Consider the following 25,320-nt stretch of genomic DNA (forward strand, 5'->3'; position numbering starts at 1 on the left):
ATTAACATTATTGAGATAATATAATGTATGCAGATAAATTTGGATTAATAAAATCACTATATTGACAACAATAAAATTTAAAAAATTATTTTAAAAAACACTGGATCTTATGATCAAAGAGGATTTTTATTAATATGCTTGATAAAATAAAAGCATGGAAAACATTTTTATTGAAAAAAACCTCCATCGATTATCATGTTGGTTACAGCCTTACACTTCGCCTTTGGAATATATTAGCTGGTGGAATTTTAATGTTGTCAATTCCGTTTGTTTTTAGCCTAGAAGAACAAGGATATTATTTTACATTTACAAGTATCATTGCATTACAAGTATTTTTTGAGTTAGGACTTAATTATGTCATTGTACAACTTGTAGCACATGAAATGGCATACTTAAAATATGATAAAAAGGTCTCATTATTAATAGGTGATTTAATTCATATAAAACGAGTTCACTCCCTTATTAAAATGTTAAGAAAATGGTATTCTATAGTATCAATTTTATTTTTATTAGTTGTTTTTATTATAGGTTTTTATTTTTTTATAAGAAATGGAAGTCTGAATTCCGATAAGTGGGTTATTCCATGGGGAATGCTTGTTTTCTTTTCATCAGTAAATTTATTCATAAGTCCATTTCTTTCTGTATTAGAAGGAATGGGATTCGTTGGAGAAGTAGCTAAAATAAAGCTCTTTCAATCAATTCTAGGATATAGTACTCTAATATTATTTTTTATTTTTGGTTTTAAGTTAGGCGCTATATCAGCCATTCCAGGTATAGCCGCAATATGTTCTCTATTATGGATTTATAAAAAGTATAAAAATTTATTCTTCTTAAGTAATAGCGACCATATTTGTAATGAATTATCATGGAAAAGGGACATTTTCCCTTTCCAATGGAAAATAGCGATTAGCTGGTTAAGTGGATATTTTATATTTCAGGCCATTATACCTTTGATATTTGCACATCAAGGAGAAAAAATTGCGGGTCAAGTTGGGTTGACTATGACCGTTTTTTCAGCCCTTCTTTCTCTATCCATGAGTTGGGTCTCAGCTAAAATAAATGTAATGGGAAGATTAGTCGCATCGAAAGACAGAGAAACACTTAATCATATTTTTATTGATATAACCAAAAAGTCAGGAATCTTAAATATATTCATTATTCTCTCATTTATCTTTACATTATATTTTTTAAAGAGTTTTAATTTTAATATAGTAAACCGATTTGCTAGTTTAGATATTATTTTTATTTTATCTATTGTTGCTATATTTAACCACTTAGTATTTTGCTTTGCTGCATATATGAGATCTCATAAAGAAGAACCTATGTTAACATGCTCTGTCATAGTTGCGTTATTAACCTTTTTTGCAGTATATTTCACTTCTTATCATAGTGCTACCACAACTATATTATCATATTCTATAATAATAGTTTTTATTAGCTTTCCTTGGTCTCTTTGGTTATTTAAAAAATATTACTTCAGTAACAAATAGTTTATTAAACAGTTAAAATAACTAAGTATCACTTATAGGCAACACTATGTCATTTGATAAAAAATTTTGCATAATTATACCTACATATAATAGAAATGAAGTTTTGAAAAAAAACATATCTATATTAATGGATATTATCAAAAAACACTCTCATACAATTAAAGTAATAATTCTAGATAATGCATCTCCAATACCTGTATCTATTACATTGTCAAAGTTATTATCAGAACATACTGAAGATGAATTACAAATCATTAGACATAAATATAATATTGGAGGAAATGCTAATATACCATTAGCATTTCAATATAGCGATTCGGATTATGTTTGGGTACTTAGTGACGATGATATCCCGGCAGAAGATAGTATTAATACCATAATAAGAACAATAAATAAAAATCCTGAATGTGCTCTTTATAATTTTGATTCATGCGAATATGGATCCAAGCAAGATACTTCTATAATTACAATAGGTACTCATGAATTTATCAAAAACATGGTACCCATAAATAAAGTTATGTTTATTTCCGACTGCGTCTGGAATTCCCAAATTATTGGAAATAATTTACGTTTTGCATTCTTTTATCAATCTACTTGTGCACCGATTCTATGTGCTCTGATTACTTCACTAGGAAATGATGGAAGGGTTGTTTTTTCATCAGAAAAACTGGTCAAATATGGTTCAGAAGAAAGCCCTGAATCGACACACTTTCCCCTTATTCCTATTGCGTTAGGTTTACCATCAATAAGAAATTTACCTTTAGATTCAACATCCATAAAATTATTAGATTCTAATATAGCAAAAGCACTTAAAATCTGGATTAAACCACATAATATTATCCACCAACTTCTATTACACGCTATAAAAGATAATTCTTGGGCTGAAACTAGAATTACATATAATTCTTTATTGAAAGGTATATTCTCGATGAAATATACTGGCTTTAAATATTTTGCTTTATACTTATTCAAACTATCATTATTTTTCCCAAGAACAATTAAATTGTCATACCCCTATGTATATAAAATGATTAAAAAGAAAAAATTAAAAACTCAATTCTCCAGAGATATTCGGTTTCTTTAAATATATGGGTATACGGGTAAGTTAAATGAAAGTTATTTTTCTAGGTGTGAAAAAACGAAATAAAAAAACAGGCGTAGGCAAATACAATAAAGATCTTATTGAAATGTTAAATGAAAACCCATTGATAAATGCTGATTTTTATTATGTTCCAGACTCGAAATATAAAATAGGACGTTTTCTTATTAACTATATATACTATCCATTTTCTTTACTATTTTTTTCTAAAAAAAACTTTTACATAATTTCTAATGAATCTTGCGCATTTTACTCATTATTTCTATTTTCTAAACGGTATGCATTGATTGTTCATGACCTACGAAACCATGATTTATTTAAGGCTCATCTATCTTCATTCATCGATTATTTAAGTTATCTTCAAGTTAAATTTCTAAGAGTAAAAAACTGTATAGTTCCTTCTAAATTTACTAAAGAAGCTGTTATAGCTCTTACAGATAAATCTAAGCCAATATTAATTCCAAATGTCTTTGATAGTTCTATGTATAAAGCTGAAGGTAGAAAATTCTCTCATACTAATCCCCTAGATAAGGGAAATAGTGAAAATTATATTTTATATGTCGGAAGTGGAGAGCCGAGGAAGAACTTTAAAACTGTATTAAAAGTTGCACAAGAGGCATACATTAACTTTGGATTAAAATTATATACAGTTGGTATTAGTGAAGATGTTGTATCAGGGTATGAATTTTGTATTTCATATTATAATATCTCTGATATTGAACTTTCCCGATTGTATGAAAATGCATTCTGCTTAATTAATGCTTCACTCTATGAAGGATTTGGAAGGGTTATCATTGAAGCTCAGAGTCAAGGTTGTCCCGTTATCTCAACAAAGGAGTCTGCCCTTGCTGAAATTCTTGGTAATTCTGGACTAAAAATAAATAACCCACTATCATTAAACGAATATTTGAGTGCAATTGAAAAACTATTTGACTTTGCTTACAGACAAGAAATGATTAAAAATGGATTTGAAAATGCCTTAAAATACAAAAATAATAGCTCACGAGTTAATGAACTTTATAAACTGATTTTATCGAAGTAAAACTATTGAGGTGTCTCTAACACTTCAAGGAAAAATCACAAAACCGACTAAAAAAATTATATTAGAATATCAGCAACAAGGTACAGTTCTTTCTCCTTGGTTTTAGATCGAATCCTATTTGTTTTAGAGAAGAATAAATGGCGACGAGAAAATAAGCATTAAGGACATTACTTGAGCATATTTTTGTCACGCATGAGTCACGCCAAGAATGGAAAGTTGAGCATAAACTAGTAATATCTTTTATTGACAACATACACAATAAATAATTTCTGACGATAAAGGCAGGGAAGAAAAATACATATTCATATCGTAAGATTCAGTGATTTTGGTTTTTAATGGACACAATTTAAATAAATTATGTATAACTCCTTCTTCCCACCAGAAAAAGAATGAGAATGAACCGGAAATTTCGAAATATTTAAGCACCAATAAATTTATAAAGGTAAATAAGAAGTCACTGAAATATTGAATGAACTCTGCGCTGTGAACCAGATGTAGTGATGACTAACAACTATCTGCCCAAAGTCTTTGTAAGACAGAAGCTTTCGTAATCTTTTCCTGTATTAAATTAATAAGTGAATGATGTATCACTTATTAATGAACTAGAAATACTCTTTTAAGTAGATAATGAAAATGCCAAATATTGATTCCATAGTAATAATATCTTTATTTTCGCTTTTGTGGTGCTTGATATATTTATTTATTTCTTGGCATGAAAAGAATGTAGTTAACTTTTTAACTCCTGAACTACTAAGTACTTTCCCTACTTATTATATTTTTGAATTAATTAGTGTAATCCAATCAAATGAGAGTGTAAACTCAGTTGCATATTTTTATATATTCTCTCTATATTTTACATCCTTATTTTCTGTTGTGCTTGGATATATTTTCGTAAAACAAGGTAATTATATAATAAGTAGTTCAGTGCCTTTTAAAGGACGAAATATAAAATCGGCTTACTTATTTTTCTCTATAGTGTTTTTAGTATTTGCATTTTTCTTATACCTACCGATATTAATTGACTTTCGCGAGTTTATTTTCCAACCGAGAAGAATATACGAGTTAACCAGAAGTGGGTATGGGTTATCATTCTTTCTGTCAATTTTTTTCTCTTTACTGTCGATACTATTTCTTTTTTACGTAAGAAAGTCGCATTACTTTATTTTTACATGCCTGTTTTTATTTAATGTAGTCTTGTTAGTATTGCATGGTACAAAATCTACTTTACTTACAGTTGTATTTATGTATATTCTATTTTCGGTTAAAGTTGAAAGAAAGAAATATAATTTTAAAAAAATATTCATCTTTGGTATGCTTGTTTCTTGTTTTATGTTTTTCTTCTTTAAAACCACATACGGGATAGATTATTCTCAAGTTTTAGGTGCTATGGCTGCTTATTCTGATTATACAAGAAATGCGATCATTCTCTTTAACAAAAATTATTGCTGTCAATACGGTTACTTGTTGTTAGAGACTGAGATTTATTCAAGAATCCCACGGTTCATTTGGGAAGCAAAACCAGCAGATTTCGGCTATCTTCGTATTGCTAAAGATATTTTTCCTAAACTATTCTATATGAATCAAGGTGCACCAGCATTTGGTTTCGGTTCTTATTATGCCGACTTCGGATATTTTTCTCATCTATTTATATTTGCTATTTTTTCTATAAAAGGATGTCTACTTGCTCTTTTTACAAATCAGCTGAAAATTGATCGCAATATTTATGTACTAATCCCATTCTTATTTTTATGCGGTGTAGGATTTATTCCTACAGGTTTGGGGTGGTTATTCTGGGAGCACATTGCTACAGCAATTATTATTCTTTTCATTCTCATATTATGGAAGCAAGTTTTTCATGCTAATAATTAATCTCTCTAGATTAGGTAAATCTGGTACAGGTATGTGGCGATATTCACTAAATTTTTTAGATGCATTATCAAGTCAAGGTTTAGTATCTGGAATCATTTGTGCTAGAGAACACGTTGATAAACTCGAAAAATATGGTGTTAAACTAATCGCAGTTCCTAACTGGGTTGCAAATTCATCTCATATTTCCCATATAAGGCCTGTGCTTTGGTTTTTATATAGTTATTGGCTGGCATTTCTACTTCGCACAAAATTTGGTAAGGAAACTATTGTTTCTACAACTCACCATACGCTTCCATTTTTGAGTAACCAAGTGATCACTGTACATGACCTGCGTCCATATCACTATCCAGATTCATATTTGCAACAGTTCTATTTTCGATGCTTATTACCGCAAGCTTTACCACGTTGTAAGCATCTTTTGACTGTGTCAAATACAGTACGTCAACAGATTTCTAATACCTTTGATTTTCCACAAGATAAGATATCTGTTATTTATAATTCCGTTGATACCAATGCTTTTAAACCTTACAGTGAGAAAAAAGGCTATCTACTAGCTGTTGGGGCCAGTTGGCGGCATAAAAACATTGATTCATTACTCAAAGCACACCAGATATGGTTCAAACAGTTTCGTTTGGTTATTGTCTGCGGTCACACGGATTATGTCGATGAGATGAAACAATATGTTGTGGACTCTCAATTATCTAATGCTGTTTCCTTTCATCATAATGTACCCTTCAATGAGTTGCAGAAATTATATGCTGAAGCTTCAGCATTGGTTTATCCATCTCTGGATGAAGGATTTGGCATTCCACCAATTGAAGCTCTAGCATGTTTAACTCCAGTTATCGTCTCAGATATACCCGTTTTTCATGAGGTTTTGGGAGATGCTGCCATTTATGTTAAACCTGATAACTTGGAAAGTTGGAAACAGGCATTCTTACAGCTAAACTCTCATCAAGATTGGTACGAAAAGGCAATGTTCTGTGCAAATAAATATAATTTAAATATGATGAAAATGGCGATTCGTAATTGGATATCGAGGATGGATCAATGAATGTTACGTTGATCGTACCCACTTATCAGGCAGGGAAAATGTGGCCGCAATGGTTATCTCTGTTACAGTCACAAACTTTGCAACCTGTTAAATTGATTATGATTGACTCTAATTCCACTGATAATACTGTGCCGTTATCAAGAAAGTATGGAATTGAACCAATTATTATATCTCCGCAAGAATTCAATCATGGTGGTACTAGAAATCTGGCTGCTAGATATACGCCGGAAGCAGATATATTAGTTTTTTTAACACAAGATGCGTTGTTTGACAACTCAAACTCATTATCAGCAATAATTGACTGCTTTAAAGATCCTGCTGTTACCGCTGTTTGTGGACGCCAACTACCTCATCTGGATGCTAACCCTCTTGCTACACATGCACGTCTTTTTAATTATCCAGATAAAAGTTGCATCAAATCATCAACAGATATCCCGATGTTGGGATTAAAAACAGCTTTTATGTCAAACTCGTTTGCAGCCTATCGTCGAGATGTTTTTGAAAAATTAGGAGGGTTCCCAGAGAATACGATTCTGGCCGAAGATATGTATTTAGCTGCAAAAATGATTTTAGCTGGCTATAAAGTCTCTTATTGTGCAGAAGCAACTGTAAAACACTCTCATAATTATAGCCCATGGGAAGAATTTCGTCGTTATTTCGATACAGGCGTCTTCCATGCCTGTGAACCGTGGATTCAGCAGCAGTTCGGAGGGGCTTCTGGTGAGGGAATGAAGTTTGTAAAATCAGAACTAAAATATTTATGGCACCATGCTCCCTTGTGGATTCCGAGATCTTTATTAACAACGGCTTGTAAACTAATTGGCTATAAGCTTGGGAAGAATTACCGCATCCTCCCCAAAAAATGGCGACCTAAATTTAGTATGTATAAAAGCTATTGGTCTCAGCAAAGATAATAAGTTTCTAAGGATAAAAAGATGACTATCTTGCCCGTCATCATGGCCGGTGGTTCCGGCAGTCGGTTATGGCCCCTTTCCCGCGAGTTATACCCGAAACAGTTTCTTAAACTTGATGGTGAGTTCACCATGCTGCAAACAACAGTGCTGCGTTTAAGTGAACTATCAACAGAATCTCCTTTAGTGATTTGCAACGAGGATCATCGTTTCCTCGTGGCTGAACAGTTGCGTCAACTAGGCAAGCTAGCACACAACATCATTCTCGAACCAATAGGGCGTAATACGGCACCAGCAATTGCACTGGCAGCACTCACCGCTCTTCAAACCGCAAGTGAAAGAGAAGACCCACTATTATTAGTGTTAGCTGCCGATCATGTGATTCGGGATGAGGAGACCTTTATTGATGTGGTAAGACAGGCGATCCCTTATGCAGAGGCCGGTAAACTCGTCACCTTCGGTATCGTACCTACCCATGCAGAAACTGGATATGGCTACATTCTCCGTGGAGCCAAACAGGAGGATGCCTTCGACGTGATGCAGTTTGTCGAAAAACCTGATGCAATGACCGCAGAACAATATTTGCAGAGTGGTGAATATTATTGGAACAGTGGCATGTTTCTGTTCCGTGCCAGCCGGTTTCTAACCGAGCTCAAAACGTTCCGACCCGATATTCATTCAGCCTGTGTGGCGGCAGTGGGGACCGTCAATCCCGATCTCGATTTCGTGCGAGTTGATAAGTCGGCATTTCTCGCCTGTCCAAATGAATCGATTGATTATGCAGTTATGGAAAAGACGGCTGATGCCGTTGTCGTTCCTCTGTCTGCTGGCTGGTCCGATGTCGGTTCTTGGTCTTCCTTGTGGGACATATCAGAAAAGGATGATGATGGTAATGTATTCAGAGGGGATGTATTGCAACACAATAGCAACAGCAATTACGTTTACTCTGAAAACAGCTTGGTTAGTCTTGTCGGCGTAAAAAATTTGGTTGTGGTTCAGACCAAAGATGCTGTTCTGGTTACAGATCAATCTCAAGTACAAGATGTAAAAAAGATTGTCGAGAATCTGAAAGACTCCGGACGTTCAGAGCATCGTTTACATCGGGAGGTCTATCGCCCTTGGGGAAGATACGATGCCATTGATAAAGGGCAACGTTATCAGGTCAAGCGCATTACTGTAAGGCCAGGAGAAAGCCTATCCACCCAGATGCATCATCATCGTGCAGAGCACTGGATTGTGGTCGCAGGGACGGCCCGAGTAACTCAAGGAGATAAATCTTATTTGGTTACCGAGAATGAATCTACTTATATACCTGTGGGCGTTGTTCATACTCTGGAAAATCCGGGTAAGGTTCCGCTGGAATTGATAGAGATCCAGTCCGGTTCTTATCTAGGGGATGACGATGTTGTCCGCCTCAGTGATCGTTATGGCAGAGTGGAAATAGAAGAAAATGAATAACAAAAAACTGAATAGCCAAGAGGTCATTGCCACCAGCGGCGTCGTCTTTGGTACCAGTGGAGCCCGTGGACTGGTTGTTGATTTTACCCCGGATGTATGCGCCGCTTTTGCCCACGCTTTCGTATCGGTAATGCAGAAGCAATATAAAGTAGCCCAAGTTGCATTAGCTATCGACAACCGTCCTAGCAGTCCTGATATGGTCATGGCTTGTGCTACAGCCCTTCGCCAGGTTGGCATTGAACCTGTCTATTATGGAGTGATCCCAACGCCTGCGCTTGCCTATAAGGCAATGCAGGATGGTATGCCATGCATCATGGTTACCGGCAGTCATATTCCCTTTGACCGTAATGGACTCAAATTTTACCGCCCCGATGGAGAAATCACTAAGGCAGACGAAGAAGCTATCCTCTCGGCAGAGGTTATTTTTGCCCCCCTTACTGAAATGACGTCGCTGACTGTTTTATCAGACGCCTCAGAAGCATATATAAATCGTTATCATTCTCTGTTTTCCGCAGATTTGCTGGCAGGAAAACGTATTGGTATCTATGAACACTCTAGTGCTGGGCGTGATCTTTATGCCCCTCTCTTCAGATCATTGGGTGCGGAAGTTATTTCCCTTGAGCGTACTGATCAATTTGTTCCCATCGATACGGAGGCTGTCGCTGAGGAAGATCGGCTTAAAGCTAGAAACTGGTCGGATAAACTTGCTTTGGATGCCATCTTCTCGACCGACGGCGATGGGGATCGCCCGTTGCTGGCGGATGAGCACGGGGAATGGCTGAGAGGTGACATATTGGGACTGCTGTGTGCCGATGCATTAAACATTGAGGCTCTAGCCGTCCCCGTAAGCTGCAACAGTGCAGTACAGAGTTGTGGCCGTTTTTCCAGTGTTGTCTTGACCAAAATCGGCTCTCCCTATGTTATTGCGGAGTTTACGCCTCTTTCACATCAGTTTAAACGTATCGCTGGTTTTGAAGCTAATGGCGGCTTCTTACTCGGCAGTGATATTGATGTAGGAAATAAAGTACTGACAGCTCTGCCTACTCGCGATGCACTTTTACCCGCACTTATCACATTGAGTGCAAGCAAAGATAAAGGGATTGCTTCATTAGTGGATGATCTGCCTTCTCGTTATACACATTCTGACAGGCTTAAAGAATTTCCCACAACATTGAGCCGCACTATTTTGAATAAAGGGACTCAGGCTCCGGAGCAATTACTAACTTTATTGGGGCTTGATAACCATCAAGTTATTCATCTCGATCTCACTGATGGTTTAAGAATAACCCTTGATCACAATATTATTGTCCACTTGCGCCCATCCGGTAATGCACCAGAACTGCGCTGTTATGCTGAAGCCGAAAATGTAGATAGAGCAAAAGAGATTGTCAAAACCTGTCTAGACTCACTTGCAACCCAAAAATAATTGCAACTTACGGCAGAGTGCTTATTTGGCGCTTTGCCGAATACTCTTTCGAATTTAGGTAAATATTATATGGATTCAAAAGAAATGATCCGGCACTCTAAGGACGGACATCTCGAATATGGAAACTATTCAGCATCTGTTAACCATTTTTCTCTAATGGCAAGTGATCTTCTAGCTATGGCTGGTGCTTTTGCTCTTTCATGGTGGTTTGAAAGTATTCGTACCGATGTTTCATTCTCCCTTGTTTTTAAAAACGGATCAGATGAGGCCAGAGCATGGAGTTTTCTGGCAATTACCTTAGTTGTGCTTCTCTGGTCTTGGGGACATTTACGACATTACACTTATCACAAACCATTCTGGAATGAGCTGAAAGAAACTCTATTGATGATCATCGGACTGGCTGTGGCCGATTTGGCGATAGTAGCTATCTCTAAGTGGAATTTTTCTCGCTACCAGTGGGCAATATTCTGGTTGATTGCCATATTTGCCCTACCATTTTGCCGATGGCTGACTAAGTTGTTATTAGTTAAGCTTAGATACTGGAGTATGCCGACTATCATCATCGGCAGTGGAAATAATGCTCGTGAAGCTTATCTGGCTATATGCAGCGAACCTTTACTTGGCTTTGGGGTTATAGGCTTTGTTGCCCCAGACAATAATTGTGCTGTTAGTCCAGTGGAAACTCTTCCGCTCTTTCATCTCACTCCTGAGCAGTTGCTTGAAAAGTACCATCAACATAAGATCTTCATCGCTCTTGAATATGAACAAAACGAACTACAGGACGAGTGGCTGCGTTACCTCTCTGCACATGGTGTTCGTAACATCTCAGTGATCCCAACCTTACGTGGAGTACCACTCTATGGCACAGATGTCTCTCACTCTTTTAGCCATGAACTTTTGATGTTAAGGGTTAAGAACAATCTGGCCAAGCGGTCGTCGAGTATTCTGAAGCGTAGTTTCGACATTGTCGTTTCTTCCCTTCTGTTAGTGCTCTTTTCCCCTCTATTTCTTTTTATCGGCTGGAAAGTTTCCCGTGATGGTGCATCTCCTTTCTATGGTCATGAACGTATAGGGCAAGGAGGGCGTCGATTTAAGTGTTTGAAGTTTCGCTCCATGATTATCAATTCTAAAGAAGTGCTGGAAAATCTGCTCAAGACAGATCAGAACGCTATGGAAGAATGGAAGAAGGATTTCAAACTCAAGAATGACCCAAGAATCACCCCTATCGGCCACTTTCTGCGTAAGACCAGTCTTGATGAGCTTCCACAGTTGATCAATGTACTAAGAGGGGAGATGAGTCTCGTTGGTCCAAGACCCATCGTTCAGGAAGAACTTGAACGTTATGGAGATGACAAATCATATTATCTCATGGCGAAACCGGGTATGACAGGGCTATGGCAGGTAAGTGGACGTAACGATGTTGACTATGCGACGCGCGTATATCTTGATAGCTGGTATGTAAAAAATTGGGCTCTTTGGAATGATATCGCGATTTTATTTAAAACAGTCAATGTAGTACTTAAACGAGATGGTGCCTATTAATTGAGAAGTAGAATTGTGCGCCATAATACTATTGGAAAAGCAGGTTTCAAACCTGCTTTTTTATCTGCTCTTTTGACAAGGAACAGTTTATTTTCAAGTTTTTTGATAATAACATTTGAAAAATAAACTTTTAAGCTCACATACAGCCTAATTAAACACTATGGCTGAAAATTCACGGAGATATTCAAATGATTACCCTAATCACCGGCGGAGCTGGCTACATCGGTTCCCATACAGTATTAGCGCTTCTGGAAAAAGGAGCAGATGTTGTTGTTATCGATAACCTTTGCAATTCATCACCAGAATCTCTTCGTAGAGTTGAAAAACTTACTGGCAAATCCGTGAAATTCTATCAAGGCGATGTACTTGATCTAAATTTACTTAATACAGTTTTCCAAGAAAACAAAATAGACACGGTTATCCATTTTGCCGGTTTAAAAGCCGTTGGTGAATCTACCAGAAAGCCACTTGAATATTACCAGAACAATGTTACTGGCACTTTAGTTTTGTTGCAGGCTATGCGTACCAACGGTGTGTATCAATTGATTTTCAGTTCATCGGCGACAGTCTACGGTGATCCTGAATTTGTACCACTCACGGAAAATGCGAAAGTAGGCGGCACTACCAATCCTTATGGCACTTCTAAACTGATGGTTGAGCAAATTCTAAAAGATTTTGCCGCAGCCGAGCCAAATTTCAAAATCACTAGTCTAAGATATTTCAACCCTGTTGGTGCACACCCATCAGGTATGATTGGTGAAGACCCTAATGGTATTCCCAATAATCTATTACCTTATATCACTCAGGTTGCCATTGGCCGTCTGGAATGTTTGTCAGTGTATGGCAACGATTATCCAACCAAAGACGGTACCGGTGTTCGTGATTATATTCACGTAATGGATTTGGCTGAAGGCCATATTGCCGCCATTGATTATCTAGATAAACAGCAATCCTATGAAGTTTTTAATCTAGGTACCGGTGCTGGTTATTCTGTACTTGAACTACTTCACGCTTTTGAAAAGGCATCAGGTAAAGATATTCCATATAAAATTACAGATAGACGTCCTGGGGATATTGCTGAGTGTTGGTCTGATCCATCCAGAGCTCTCAATATCCTTGGCTGGCAAGTGACACGCAATATTGACGATATGATGCGTGATAGCTGGAATTGGCAGAAGAATAACCCTCATGGTTTCCATTCAGAGGAGAAACGCTAAAAGCCTTTTTACGATTGATTTAGCAACCACTCGGTTACTCATAATCCTAGTCAGATCAGCAAATAATTATAAGCTAACAGATATTCTGTCGTTAACAATCAGTGCCGTAATTGCCGACATCAAAGACTGAGAAGAAATTGAAAACTTTGGTGTTGGACATCAAACTGACAAAAAGCTCAGGGGTGCCACAGATGGAAAAACCGTCAGGCGTTCCCAATTCAGTGCGGTAACTCAGGGAAATTGTTATCTCAGATAAAACACATTGCAGTGAATGTACTGAATAACACTAAAATATTTAAGGATAAGATTGAAACAAAAGTAACGATGAGCACAGCCTATCTATCTGAAATTCTTGCTAAGCAAGCCCTCCCGTAATCTTTTCCTAAAATACCGTCATTAAAAAATAATCTATCACTAGATCATAATAATTCACTATAAAAGTATTATCAAAATAATTAATTCATTGGTCATTTTATGAAAACAGAGAACTCAAGAGAGCTACTCAATGATGTAATAGAGTGGGATATATGTAATTGGAGTCATGCTTTAAAATATTGGCAAGACCATTCTAACCTAGAATTAAAGTCAGCTAATATTCTAGAACTAGGCAGCCGCGATGGTGGATTATCACTGTGGGCAGCATTACATGGAGGTAATGTTTTATGTACGGATTTAAATGGTCCTACTTCAAAAGCACAGGAGAAACATAAGCGTTATAATATAGAAAATAGAATTCGATATGGTAAATTAAGTGCATTAGATATTAAATATAGAAACTATTTTGATATCGTTATGTTTAAATCAGTATTAGGTGGTATTGGTTATAATTCAAATAAAGCAGCACAAAAAGAAGCAATTAATCAGATTTTCCATTCATTAAAAGAGGGGGGTGAATTTTGGTTTGCAGAAAATTTAATCGCATCACCATTGCATAAGTTTCTCAGAAAAAATTATGTTAATTGGGGAAATGCCTGGGGCTATGTTACTGTCAGCGAAATGACTGAGTATCTATCAGCATTTTCAAATGTTAATTATACAACTTTAGGTTTCCTTGCTACGTTTGGCAGGAATGAATCTCAAAGAAAATTTTTAGGAATGTTAGATAATAAAGTTCTAAATAAGGTCGTTCCTAAACATTGGCACTATATTATAATCGGTGTGGCAAAAAAATAATTCAGAGAATTTCTAGAAAATTTAGTATGTTAGATTATATACAGTGATCTTTTTTCACTTTTAAGTTTGCTGGCAATACAATCAAGCCCCCAACAGGGAAAGATCTTTTAACAGATAAAATAAGAATATCGATGAAGATCCCCCTGCATCCCCTCCTGATTTCTGCTAACCTGTGCCCCTTGTTTTTGGGGGGCATTATGCTAAACATCGTCTTATTTGAACCTGAAATCCCACCTAATACCGGTAATATTATTCGTCTTTGTGCTAACACCGGATTTCAATTGCATTTGATTCAACCTCTGGGTTTTACCTGGGATGATAAAAGGCTACGTCGAGCCGGGCTGGATTATCATGAGTTTGCCAATATTAAACAACATCATGATTATTTTGCTTTTTTAGAGGATGAAGGATTAACAGGAGAGTCTTCTGCTCGTTTGTTTGCTCTCACAACCAAAGGAACTCCGGCACATAGCGCCGTAGGTTATCAAGCAGGAGATTATTTAATGTTTGGGCCGGAAACCAGAGGATTACCACCTTACGTACTGGATAATATGCCACCACAACAAAAAATTCGTATTCCAATGCTCGCAAACAGTCGCAGTATGAATCTTTCCAATTCAGTTGCCGTTGTTGTTTTTGAAGCCTGGCGGCAACTAGATTATCAGGGCGCTATCATCAGAAAATAGTGCGTCAATAAATATGCCTAATATCGATACACATTCCGGCAATGGTTCAACGTGTTGTTGACCATATCACGGCAGTTTTTTCCTCTTTGCGTGGGTCACAGAAAAATGCAGTATAGAAACTGCTCTGTACCAGACCCACGGTGAGAACCAAACAACCATTTTCGTCATGTGTTCGGATCAAGCATGGTACGGCCACGATGGTTATCAGCTCAGTACTCTAGGGCAGAGTACAATAGGTTTTATGATGTAAGTGGCAGAATGACCATAATGTATCGTTAGGAAAACAGTAAGACATCAAGGGTATAGTTTTTATTCTAAGTTTTATGAATAAGTTTTTGCGTTAAATCATAATTCATCACAAGAAGTAGGTGCTATGATTAGTATAAATTAACCCTATTGGGGAATTTTTTCCCTTTAGAAGTTGATTCATATAACTTAATCAGGGTTGATTCCCTTAAATGATCTTCTATTTTATAAAACTATTTAGATCATAATAATTTAATAAAGTTATTATTAAAACACCTCACCTTCATTGATATATATTGGTTACGCTATGAAAGCAGAAAATTCAAAAGAATTTCTCCATGATGTCATAGAATGGGACATATATAATTGGAGCCATTCCTTAAAATATTGGCAAGATCACTCTAGATTAGAATTAAAGTCAGCTAATATTCTAGAACTAGGTAGTAGAAATGGTGGTTTATCATTATGGGCAGCATTGAATGGAGCCAATGTCTTATGCACTGATTTAGATGGCCCTACGCCAACAGCACTGGAGAAACATAAGCATTATGATATAGAAAATAGCATTCAATATGATAAATTAAACGCATCGGATATCAAATATAAGAACCATTTTGATATTGTTATGTTTAAATCAGTATTAGGTGCTGTCGGTTATAATTTCAATAAAACAGCACAAAAAGAGGCTATTAATCAGATCTTTCATTCATTAAAAGAAGGGGGTGAACTTTGGTTTGCAGAAAATCTGGTTGCATCACCATTGCATAAATTTCTCAGGAAAAATTATGTTAATTGGGGAAATACTTGGGGCTATGTTACCGCCAAGGAAATGACAGATTATCTATCAGCATTTTCAAATGTTAATTATACAACATTAGGCTTCCTTGCTACGCTTGGTAGGAATGAATTTCAAAGAAGATTTTTAGGAGTGTTAGATAATAAAGTTCTAAATAAAGTCGTTCCTAAACATTGGCACTATATTATAATAGGTGTAGCAAGAAAATAATTTATAAAAGCTCTAATAAATTAAACGTGCAAAATCATATTTCCACATTTGACATGTGAAAATATGATAGTGATTATTAATATCCAGATTTCGATAAATCAAATCCCATCACCGTACTCAAAGCCATGATTGATACCATTAAAATGTTGGTTCATATCCAATGATGGCTTTTCGCTTTCAGGTTTACCGACAATACGGGCAGGCACCCCAGCGGCTGTGGTGTGTGGTGGAACAGAACGAAGTACAACTGAACCGGCGCCAATTTTGGCTCCACGACCAATTTCAATATTACCAAGTATTGTCGAACCGGCGCCAATCATCACCCCTTCCCTGACTTTCGGATGACGATCACCCCCTGTTTTACCAGTACCGCCAAGGGTGACGGATTGCAGAATAGAAACATCATTTTCCACTACCGCCGTTTCACCAATCACAATACCTGTAGCATGGTCAAGCATAATGCCACAACCAATCTTTGCTGCCGGATGAATATCAACGCCAAAAGACATCGAGATTTGGTTTTGCAGATAAATAGCCAATGCCTTACGCCCTTCTCCCCAAATCCAATGGGCAATACGATAGGCTTGTAGAGCATGAAATCCTTTAAGATACAGTAGAGGAGTTGAATATTTATCTACAGCAGGATCACGTAGACGTACCGCTATGATGTCGCGGGCAGCAGAGACAATCATCTTTTGATCTGAGCTATAAGCCTCTTCTACAATCTCTCTAACCGCAATAGCCGGCATAATCGGTGTAGCCAGCTTATTAGCCAACATATAACTTAGGGCACTGCCAAGATTTTCATGCTTGAGTAATGTTGCATGAAAAAAACTGGCCAACATCGGTTCACATTCAGCCAGCGCTCTCGCCTCTGTTTTTATGTTCTTCCAAACTTCGTCCAATTCCTCTAGCGACATATTTTTTACTCTCACATTTAGAACCTATTTCATTAGATTTTTATTTAAGAGCGCACATCATCGCTCTCATCCTTTCTGGCTCTTCCTAATAATGCCTGAGCAGCTTCTATCACATTTTTATTGCAATAGAGTATCTGATAGATTTGTTCTGCAATCGGCATTTCTACATTGACACGATCAGCCAATGCACGTACTTCTTTGGTATTGCGATAACCTTCAACAACCTGCCCAATCTGATTCTGGGCGTCTTCGACACTAATTCCCTGCCCTAGCATCATGCCAAAACGACGGTTGCGTGACTGGTTATCAGTACAAGTTAAGACCAAATCACCCAATCCCGCCATGCCCATAAAGGTTGAAGGATCAGCACCAAGCGCTGTACCAAGGCGACTCATTTCCGCCAACCCACGAGTAATCAAGGCAGTACGAGCATTAGCGCCAAAACCCATTCCATCAGATATTCCCGCACCAATGGCAATCACGTTTTTTACGGCGCCACCGAGTTGAACTCCAATAAAATCAGGATTTTTATAAACCCGGAAGCTTTTGCCACAGTGGAACAATTGCTGAAGTTCATCGCCAAAAGCAGATTCCGTCGCGGAAATAGCAATCGCAGTGGGCAAACCAGCCGCTAACTCTTTGGCAAATGTTGGTCCAGAGAGCACCGCTAGCGGTATTGTATTGCCTAATATCTCGCGGGCCACATCCTGTAATAACCGACCGGTATTCGCTTCCAAGCCTTTAGTTGCCCAGACGATACGTGAATCAGCCCGTAGATGTGGTTTTACCCGCTCTAACACTTCACCAAACACATGGCTAGGTACCACAACAAGAATATCGCGACTCGCTGTTAGCGCTTTTATTAGGTCTGTTTCAAGCAATAAACTATCAGGAAAGGAAACATCCGGCAGAAATTCCTGATTACAACGCGTCTGTTGCAATGCCCTAACATGTTCTGGATTATGTCCCCAAAGTACAACATTATGACCATTACGAGCCAGCGTAATGGCTAATGAGGTGCCGTATGAACCGGCACCGATAACTGTCATAGAAACAGTACTATTCATTAAGCTTCCTGTTCAGTTTGTTCTCCGCCCTGAGACTGTTCTGCCTGCTGTTGCAGGTAGTTCATGAACAGGGCATCAAAGTTTACTGGAGCCAGATTCAGTTGTGGGAAGGTACCACGACTAACCAAGTTAGTGATGCATTCACGAGCATATGGGAACAGGATATTCGGACAGTATGCACCCAAGCAGTGAGCCAGCTGAGTTCCTTCGATACCTTCAATAGAAAAGATACCCCCTTGCTGTACTTCACACAGGAATGCCGTCTCTTCTCCCAAAGTCGCCGTTACAGTCACACGCAGAACAACTTCATAAACCCCTTGAGCCAACTCACTGGAAGCTGTATCCAGATCCAGTTTTACTTCCGGCTGCCATTCCTGCTGAAACACTTGCGGTGCGTTCGGTGCTTCAAAAGAGATATCTTTGGTGTAGATACGTTGGATCTGGAAAGCCATTTCTGTATTGCTTTGTTCTGACATAATAATTGTTACCTTTAGATGTCCTTATTAAATTTTTTATGTGAATGTCTCCATTCACGCCCAAAATGATTACTTTTTACCACGCGCCAATGGCAAGTTTTCACCAGTCCAACCCGCCAAGCCCTCTTTCAAGGAACATACGCGTTCAAAACCGGCACGAATAAGATTTTCTGCCGGAGTACGAGATTCAGTACCATTCGCAGAAACAACAATTACAGGCTGCTTTTTATGTTTTTCCAACTCAGCAAAATTGTTGTCTTTAATTTCAGAGGGAGTCAGGTTTACTGCACCAATAATATGCCCTTTGCGGAAATCTTCACGGGAACGTAAATCCACGACGATGGCTTCTTCTTTGTTGATCAGATTAATAGCTTGAGCACGAGTTATCTCTTTGGTTTTAGAGAAGAAACCTCTCGTTGTAGTCACAATAACGGCAACCAGCAGTGCAATCCAAATGAGGCTTAAGGTCATATGCTGGTTAATAAATTGCATGATTTCTTGCAGCATGGGGGCAACAACTCCCGTTGGTTAATAACAAATTTCTAAGGTTCCAGAGTATACCTTTGTGCTGCGTCAATTACAGCCAAATAGCACAAGCTCAATGCAAATTTTGCGGAGAGTTTCGAGAAAAAATAAAAATATCCTGAAAATGAAGCATCTTAAGTACATTACCAACATCTGCCCTGCCACACTAAATGCATGCAGGAATTTCAATGATAAGTAAGCTAATATGTTTATTATTATTCGATTTCGATGTTAAGACAGCATTATCTGAAAGTGTAAAAAATCAGCGTAGCATCTGGTAACTCTTTGTTCATCATGGAATAATCTAGTGCATACAGTAGCAAGGTATATTTACAGAAATGGCTGACAACCAGGAAATACATAGCCGTAATTATCGGCGCAATCAGAACTCACGGCGGAATAATATCTTTGCCTCGTTGTTCTATGCTTTCCTGTTGGTTATTTTCAGCTTTAATACCTTCGCAAATCAAATTATCGCCAATAAAAATCAGCTGAAAGATCTCCAACAAGACATCGCGGAGAAAGAGAAAAGTGTGCAACAACAGCAGCAAAAACGTAGTTCTTTGCTAAATCAGCTAAAAGATCAGGAAAATACCATTTCCAAAATTGGTCAATCTCTACACAACACTCAAACTCAACTCAGTAAGCTGAATAAAGAGATTACCGCTCTAGTCTCCAACATCAAAAAATTAGAAAAACAACAAAAAGCACAACGAGATATGCTGGCACGCCAATTGGATGCTGCATTTCGTCAAGGGCAACATCAAGGGCTTGAACTGATGTTCAGAGGAGAAGAGGGCAAGAGAGGTGAGCGCATACTCGCTTACTATAGCTACCTTAATCAAGCCCGTCAGGACACCATTGTTAAGCTTGAACAAACAGCCGTTGATTTAACTGAACAAAAAAAACTTGAGCAGCAGAAACAGGAAGAGCAAAAACAAGTTCTAACTGAACAACAACAACAAAAGCAGCAAATGGAAGTAGCCCGCAACGCCCGGCAGAAAACCCTGACTGAGCTGGAATCTTCCTTAAAGAAAGATCAGAAAAATCTCGCTGAACTAAAACAAAATGAAACCCGTCTGCGAGATAAAATTGCTAAAGCAGAACGGGAAGCGAAAGCGCGTGCTGAACGAGAAGCCAGAGAAGCTGCCCGTGTTCGTGCTCAGATTGCAGTGAAACAGAAGCAAGCGCAGCAAAAAGGTTCCAGCTACAAGCCAACTGAGGATGAACGCGCATTAATGGCGCGTACCGGTGGCCTTGGCCGTCCGGCAGGTCAGGCAATCTGGCCTGTCCGCGGTAAAGTGATACATGAGTTTGGTGAAGCGCTGCAAGGCGAATTGCGCTGGAAAGGCATGGTGATTTCTGCCCAAGAAGGTACTGAAGTTAAAGCGATATCCGATGGCCGGGTGCTGCTGGCTGATTGGTTACAAGGCTATGGGCTGGTTGTCGTGATAGAGCACGGTAAAGGTGATATGAGTCTCTACGGCTATAATCAGAGCGCTCTGGTCAATGTCGGCCAGCAAGTTCGCGCAGGACAACCTATTGCATTGGTCGGTAACAGTGGCGGTCAGCAACAACCCGCACTCTATTTTGAAATTCGCCGTCAAGGAAGAGCGGTAAACCCACAACCGTGGCTTGGGAGATAATCAGGTGAGACAACGCAAATTAGCAAAACTCATTGGTACTACCGCCCTGTTACTTTTAAGCCTACAAACCAGTGCAGCTCGTCTGGCAATTGTTATCGACGACTTCGGCTACCGTCCTCACAATGAAAATAAAATATTGCAGATGCCTGTTGCAATCTCTATCGCCATTCTGCCGGATTCACCGCATGGCAGGGAAATGGCTGAAAAAGCCTATAAACAAGGACGGGAGATCTTAATCCACCTGCCAATGGCGCCTTTAAGTAAGCAACTGCTAGAGCCGGATACTCTCCAGCCAACCATGAGCAGTGAAGAAATTGACCGCATCATCCAGCATGCAATACAAAAAGTCCCTTATGCTGTAGGAATCAATAACCATATGGGCAGCGCTATGACTTCAAGCTTGCCGGGAATGCAAAAAGTGATGCGCTCACTTTCTCGTTATAACCTCTATTTTCTCGACAGCGTGACGATTGGCAATACTCAGGCAACAAAGGCAGCGCAAGGCACACCTGTTCGCGTTATCCGCCGTAATATTTTCCTGGATGATGTGCAATCAGAAGCAGAAACTCGCCATCAGTTAAATCGTGCGATTTCCATTGCTCGTAAAAATGGTTCCGCTATTGCTATCGGTCATCCTCATTCAACAACCATTCGCGCATTACAACAGATGCTGCCAACGCTTCCCGCTGATATTGAGTTAGTCAACCCAAGTAGGTTGTTAAGTGGTAAACCTGTTGGTGATAATCAGCATAAATGGGGCAAGCTGTGTGAAATAAAAGAGGCCCCCATTACAGTTACCAGCCAAGATTATCTGACAGTTATCGGCGATACTCTGGTTGATAATCCTATTGTGAACACGGTAAGCCGATATATCCAGAAACTGGCCGGAGATAAATCTCAGGATAAAACAGAATAGAAATTCATTTTAAAAAATAGCCAATCACCTTGTTATTTCTATTTATTCGATGATAGCTTGCAATATTGCTAATGCCTCAAATAGGCGCTTAAGAACTAAAAGCGCCTGTTAATTTTAGTGATAACTCAATCGATTGGTTAATCCCAGTTCAGAATAACTTTACCAGACTGCCCTGAACGCATGATGTCAAAACCTTTCTGGAAATCATCAATAGAGAACCGGTGGGTGATAATGGGTGTCAGATCCAAACCAGATTGAATTAATGTAGCCATCTTGTACCAGGTTTCAAACATTTCACGACCATAAATACCTTTGATAAACAAGCCCTTGAAAATCACCTGATTCCAATCAATCGCCATATCTGATGGAGGAATGCCCAACAGTGCAACACGGCCGCCGTGATTCATGGTATTTAATAAGGTACGAAACGCCGCCGGGGCGCCGGACATTTCCAAACCAACATCAAAACCTTCGGTCATGCCCAATTCTGCCATGACATCGGTCAGATTTTCCTGACTGACGTTCACCGCACGGGTGACGCCCATTTTACGTGCCAGCTCAAGGCGATATTCGTTAACGTCGGTGATAACAACATGACGCGCGCCAACATGTTTACACACTGCCGCAGCCATAATACCAATTGGGCCTGCACCAGAAACCAGCACATCTTCGCCAACCAGATCAAACGAAAGCGCGGTATGAACAGCATTGCCAAATGGGTCAAAAATAGAAGCCAACTCATCAGAGATGTTATCTGGAATTTTGAACGCATTAAATGCAGGAATAACCAAGTATTGAGCAAAACAACCCGGGCGGTTTACCCCTACGCCAATGGTATTACGGCATAAGTGAGTACGGCCACCCCGACAGTTACGGCAGTAACCGCAAGTAATATGCCCTTCGCCAGACACCCGATCACCAATTTTAAAACCCTTTACTTCCTGACCAATAGCGACAACTTCACCGACATATTCATGACCAACAACCATTGGCACAGGAATGGTTTTTTGCGACCAGTCATCCCAGTTATAGATGTGCACATCCGTACCACAAATCGCTGTTTTACGGATTTTGATCATCACATCATTGTGCCCCAACTCAGGTTTAGGCACATCGACCATCCAAATGCCTTCTTCTGCTTTTAACTTTGACAATGCTTTCATAGAGATGCCTTATGCAATTACATTTAATTGCTTACCAATTCGCGTGAACGCCTCAACTGCACGTTCAATTTGCTCTTCCGTATGCGCGGCTGACATTTGCGTGCGGATACGGGCCTGATTTTTAGGGACTACCGGATAGAAGAAGCCGGTAACATAAATACCTTCTTTCAGTAATTCTGCGGCAAACTCCTGTGCCAATTTTGCATCGCCTAACATGACAGGAATGATAGCGTGGTCAGCCCCTGCTAAAGTGAAACCTGCTGCTGTCATTTTTTCACGGAACAGGTTAGCGTTCTTCCACAGACGATCACGCAATGCATCCCCCTCTTTCAGCATATCGAGCACCTTAATAGATGCCGCTACAATCGCCGGAGCCAGTGAGTTAGAGAACAGATATGGGCGTGAACGTTGGCGCAGCCACTCAACAACTTCTTTACGGGCCGCAGTATAGCCGCCGGAAGCCCCACCCAATGCTTTACCTAAGGTACCGGTAATGATGTCAATACGATCCATTACATCACAATATTCGTGAGTACCACGGCCGTGAGCACCAACAAAACCAACCGCATGGGAGTCATCCACCATGACCAGCGCATTAAATTCATCAGCCAGATCACAGATAGATTTCAAATCAGCAATCACACCATCCATCGAGAACACACCATCGGTTGCAATCACAATATGACGTGCATTATCTGCTTTCGCTTGTTCCAATTGTGCTCTCAGTTCCTGCATATCATTATTAGCATAGCGATAACGCTTCGCTTTACATAAACGGACACCATCAATAATAGAAGCGTGGTTTAACGCATCAGAGATAATGGCATCTTCCGGCCCAAACAGCGTTTCAAATAAACCACCATTAGCATCAAAACAAGAAGAATAAAGAATGGCATCTTCCATACCCAAAAATTCTGCCAGTTTTTTCTCCAGCTCTTTATGAGTATCCTGAGTTCCACAAATAAAACGAACAGATGCCATACCAAAGCCGTGGCTATCCATTCCCGCTTTAGCAGCGGCAATAAGCTCAGGGTGATTAGCCAAACCTAAATAGTTATTTGCGCAGAAGTTAATAACGTGGCTGCCATCGGCTACAGCAATGTCAGCATTTTGTGCAGAAGTGATGATACGTTCGTTTTTGAACAACCCTTCCAAATGGGCTTGTTCTAATTGTTCATTAATTTGCTGATAAAATGATGCTGACATTTATTTTCTCCTGATTTATAAATGAAGGGTCATTAGGCATTTTACTCATTGATCAGGCTACTGACGACACTATCAGGCAGATAATATTAACTTTGCCGTATCCGTCACGTCATGCGACCTGAATTACCATAACATTTCAGTATATTCCCCTGCTTAAGCTGCTGTCGTCATGGATGTTAGATGTTATTATAGAAGTAATTTGCTTCATTAACCTGATCGTAGAGGTAAGTCGGATGATTATTGTCACTGGCGGTGCTGGATTTATTGGCAGCAATATTGTCAAGGCACTAAATGACGAAGGATATAAAGATATTCTGGTCGTAGATAATCTAAAAGATGGTACTAAGTTCACCAATCTGGTTGACTTGGATATTGCTGATTACATGGACAAAGAAGAGTTTATTGCCAGTATCCTGGCCGGTGATGACTTTGGTGATATTGACGCTATTTTCCATGAAGGCGCTTGTTCATCTACAACCGAGTGGGACGGCAAATATATGATGGATAATAACTATCAATATTCCAAAGAATTGCTGCACTATTGCCTTGAACGCGGCACTCCTTTCCTGTACGCCTCCTCAGCAGCAACCTATGGCGGCCGCACTGATAACTTTATTGAAGAACGTCAATATGAGAAACCGCTCAATGTTTATGGTTACTCTAAATTTCTATTCGACCAATACGTCCGGGAGATCTTGCCTCAAGCTGATTCACAAATTTGTGGTTTCCGTTATTTCAATGTATACGGACCACGTGAAGGGCACAAAGGCAGTATGGCGAGTGTCGCCTTTCATCTGAACAATCAAATCAATCAGGGACAAAACCCAAAACTATTCGCTGGCAGTGAAGGCTTTCAACGTGATTTTATCTATGTTGGTGATGCCGCCGCGGTTAATCTTTGGTTCTGGAAAAACAGCGTTTCCGGTATTTATAATTGCGGAACAGGTCGTGCTGAATCTTTCCAGGCGGTTGCAGATGCCGTGGTTGAATTCCATCAAGATAAATCACTAACTGTTGAGCATATTGATTTCCCTGAACATTTGAAAGGTCGTTATCAGCGCTTCACGCAAGCAGATCTGACTAAACTTCGGGCGGCGGGTTATGATAAGCCATTCAAAACCGTTGCCGAAGGGGTAACGGAATATATGCATTGGCTTAATCAGGATAAGTAATCTACTCGCT

Annotated in this window: 22 protein-coding genes; 16 read left to right on the forward strand and 6 right to left on the reverse strand. The window is 39.1% G+C overall.

All coding sequences use genetic code 11. The features are described 5' to 3' along the window. Positions 1 to 134: 134 nt before the first annotated feature. The 13 genes from EAE90_RS06295 (at position 135) to EAE90_RS06355 (ending at position 16,219) form a co-directional block, all read left to right on the forward strand. A complete protein-coding gene (locus EAE90_RS06295) occupies positions 135 to 1,490 on the forward strand; it encodes a hypothetical protein (protein WP_214052780.1) in 1,356 nt (451 codons plus the stop codon). A gap of 46 nt (positions 1,491 to 1,536) precedes the next feature. Then, positions 1,537 to 2,574, forward strand: a complete 1,038-nt coding sequence (locus EAE90_RS06300) for a glycosyltransferase family 2 protein (RefSeq protein ID WP_214052781.1) — start codon at positions 1,537 to 1,539, stop codon at positions 2,572 to 2,574. A 25-nt stretch (positions 2,575 to 2,599) separates the two neighbouring features. Continuing rightward, the gene (locus EAE90_RS06305; RefSeq protein WP_214052782.1) at positions 2,600 to 3,631 is read left to right on the forward strand and encodes a glycosyltransferase; all 1,032 of its coding nucleotides are present in this window, start codon (positions 2,600 to 2,602) and stop codon (positions 3,629 to 3,631) included. 1,242 nt (positions 3,632 to 4,873) lie between these two features. Further along, positions 4,874 to 5,500, forward strand: a complete 627-nt coding sequence (locus EAE90_RS06310; protein WP_214052783.1) for a polymerase — start codon at positions 4,874 to 4,876, stop codon at positions 5,498 to 5,500. Continuing rightward, complete coding sequence (locus tag EAE90_RS06315) at positions 5,487 to 6,554, forward strand: glycosyltransferase family 4 protein (RefSeq protein WP_214052784.1); 1,068 nt, start codon at positions 5,487 to 5,489, stop codon at positions 6,552 to 6,554. The genes EAE90_RS06310 and EAE90_RS06315 overlap by 14 nt, the downstream gene beginning before the upstream one ends. Beyond that, entirely contained in the window at positions 6,551 to 7,468 is a 918-nt protein-coding gene (locus EAE90_RS06320; protein ID WP_214052785.1) for a glycosyltransferase family 2 protein, read from the forward strand. Before EAE90_RS06315 ends, EAE90_RS06320 begins: the two co-directional genes overlap by 4 nt. A 21-nt stretch (positions 7,469 to 7,489) precedes the next feature. Beyond that, the gene (locus tag EAE90_RS06325) at positions 7,490 to 8,923 is read left to right on the forward strand and encodes a mannose-1-phosphate guanylyltransferase/mannose-6-phosphate isomerase (RefSeq protein ID WP_214052786.1); all 1,434 of its coding nucleotides are present in this window, start codon (positions 7,490 to 7,492) and stop codon (positions 8,921 to 8,923) included. Further along, a complete protein-coding gene (locus EAE90_RS06330) occupies positions 8,916 to 10,349 on the forward strand; it encodes a phosphomannomutase (protein ID WP_214052787.1) in 1,434 nt (477 codons plus the stop codon). Before EAE90_RS06325 ends, EAE90_RS06330 begins: the two co-directional genes overlap by 8 nt. Positions 10,350 to 10,418: 69 nt before the next feature. After that, positions 10,419 to 11,891 (forward strand): undecaprenyl-phosphate galactose phosphotransferase WbaP, encoded by a 1,473-nt coding sequence (gene wbaP, locus EAE90_RS06335; RefSeq protein WP_246550422.1) that lies wholly within the window; start codon positions 10,419 to 10,421, stop codon positions 11,889 to 11,891. 188 nt (positions 11,892 to 12,079) lie between these two features. Continuing rightward, complete coding sequence (galE, locus tag EAE90_RS06340) at positions 12,080 to 13,108, forward strand: UDP-glucose 4-epimerase GalE (RefSeq protein ID WP_214052788.1); 1,029 nt, start codon at positions 12,080 to 12,082, stop codon at positions 13,106 to 13,108. 474 nt (positions 13,109 to 13,582) lie between these two features. Next, a complete protein-coding gene (locus EAE90_RS06345) occupies positions 13,583 to 14,281 on the forward strand; it encodes a class I SAM-dependent methyltransferase (RefSeq protein WP_214052789.1) in 699 nt (232 codons plus the stop codon). Between the two features lie 197 nt (positions 14,282 to 14,478). After that, positions 14,479 to 14,967, forward strand: coding sequence for a tRNA (uridine(34)/cytosine(34)/5-carboxymethylaminomethyluridine(34)-2'-O)-methyltransferase TrmL (gene trmL / locus EAE90_RS06350; protein ID WP_214052790.1), 489 nt, complete (start codon positions 14,479 to 14,481; stop codon positions 14,965 to 14,967). 553 nt (positions 14,968 to 15,520) lie between these two features. Continuing rightward, positions 15,521 to 16,219, forward strand: a complete 699-nt coding sequence (locus EAE90_RS06355; protein WP_214052791.1) for a class I SAM-dependent methyltransferase — start codon at positions 15,521 to 15,523, stop codon at positions 16,217 to 16,219. Positions 16,220 to 16,317: 98 nt separating this feature from the next. On the opposite strand, the gene cysE is transcribed toward EAE90_RS06355, so the two are convergent. From cysE to EAE90_RS06375, 4 genes are all read right to left on the reverse strand, one after another. Continuing rightward, positions 16,318 to 17,139 (reverse strand): serine O-acetyltransferase, encoded by an 822-nt coding sequence (cysE, locus tag EAE90_RS06360; protein WP_214052792.1) that lies wholly within the window; start codon positions 17,137 to 17,139, stop codon positions 16,318 to 16,320. A gap of 44 nt (positions 17,140 to 17,183) precedes the next feature. Then, positions 17,184 to 18,206, reverse strand: a complete 1,023-nt coding sequence (gpsA, locus tag EAE90_RS06365; protein ID WP_214052793.1) for an NAD(P)H-dependent glycerol-3-phosphate dehydrogenase — start codon at positions 18,204 to 18,206, stop codon at positions 17,184 to 17,186. Beyond that, complete coding sequence (gene secB, locus EAE90_RS06370; RefSeq protein ID WP_036811245.1) at positions 18,206 to 18,682, reverse strand: protein-export chaperone SecB; 477 nt, start codon at positions 18,680 to 18,682, stop codon at positions 18,206 to 18,208. Before secB ends, gpsA begins: the two co-directional genes overlap by 1 nt. A gap of 69 nt (positions 18,683 to 18,751) precedes the next feature. Next, positions 18,752 to 19,189: a rhodanese-like domain-containing protein gene (locus tag EAE90_RS06375; RefSeq protein WP_036778558.1), complete on the reverse strand. Its 438-nt coding sequence runs from the start codon at positions 19,187 to 19,189 to the stop codon at positions 18,752 to 18,754. Between the two features lie 356 nt (positions 19,190 to 19,545). On the opposite strand from EAE90_RS06375, the gene envC reads away from it, so the two are divergent. Beyond that, entirely contained in the window at positions 19,546 to 20,853 is a 1,308-nt protein-coding gene (gene envC / locus EAE90_RS06380) for a murein hydrolase activator EnvC (protein WP_214052794.1), read from the forward strand. Positions 20,854 to 20,857: 4 nt separating this feature from the next. Next, entirely contained in the window at positions 20,858 to 21,769 is a 912-nt protein-coding gene (locus EAE90_RS06385; protein WP_214052795.1) for a divergent polysaccharide deacetylase family protein, read from the forward strand. A 137-nt stretch (positions 21,770 to 21,906) separates the two neighbouring features. On the opposite strand, the gene tdh is transcribed toward EAE90_RS06385, so the two are convergent. Both tdh and kbl read right to left on the reverse strand, forming a co-directional pair. Continuing rightward, positions 21,907 to 22,932 carry an L-threonine 3-dehydrogenase gene (gene tdh, locus EAE90_RS06390; protein WP_214052796.1) on the reverse strand — a complete coding sequence of 342 codons (1,026 nt, stop codon included), beginning with the start codon at positions 22,930 to 22,932 and terminating at the stop codon, positions 21,907 to 21,909. Between the two features lie 9 nt (positions 22,933 to 22,941). Further along, positions 22,942 to 24,138, reverse strand: coding sequence for a glycine C-acetyltransferase (kbl, locus tag EAE90_RS06395; RefSeq protein ID WP_214052797.1), 1,197 nt, complete (start codon positions 24,136 to 24,138; stop codon positions 22,942 to 22,944). A gap of 233 nt (positions 24,139 to 24,371) precedes the next feature. On the opposite strand from kbl, the gene rfaD reads away from it, so the two are divergent. Then, on the forward strand, positions 24,372 to 25,310 hold the full coding sequence (gene rfaD, locus EAE90_RS06400) for an ADP-glyceromanno-heptose 6-epimerase (RefSeq protein ID WP_214052798.1): 939 nt from the start codon (positions 24,372 to 24,374) through the stop codon (positions 25,308 to 25,310). Positions 25,311 to 25,320: the final 10 nt, after the last annotated feature.

It is taken from the genome of Photorhabdus caribbeanensis (assembly GCF_018448885.1).
Taxonomy (GTDB): domain Bacteria; phylum Pseudomonadota; class Gammaproteobacteria; order Enterobacterales; family Enterobacteriaceae; genus Photorhabdus; species Photorhabdus caribbeanensis.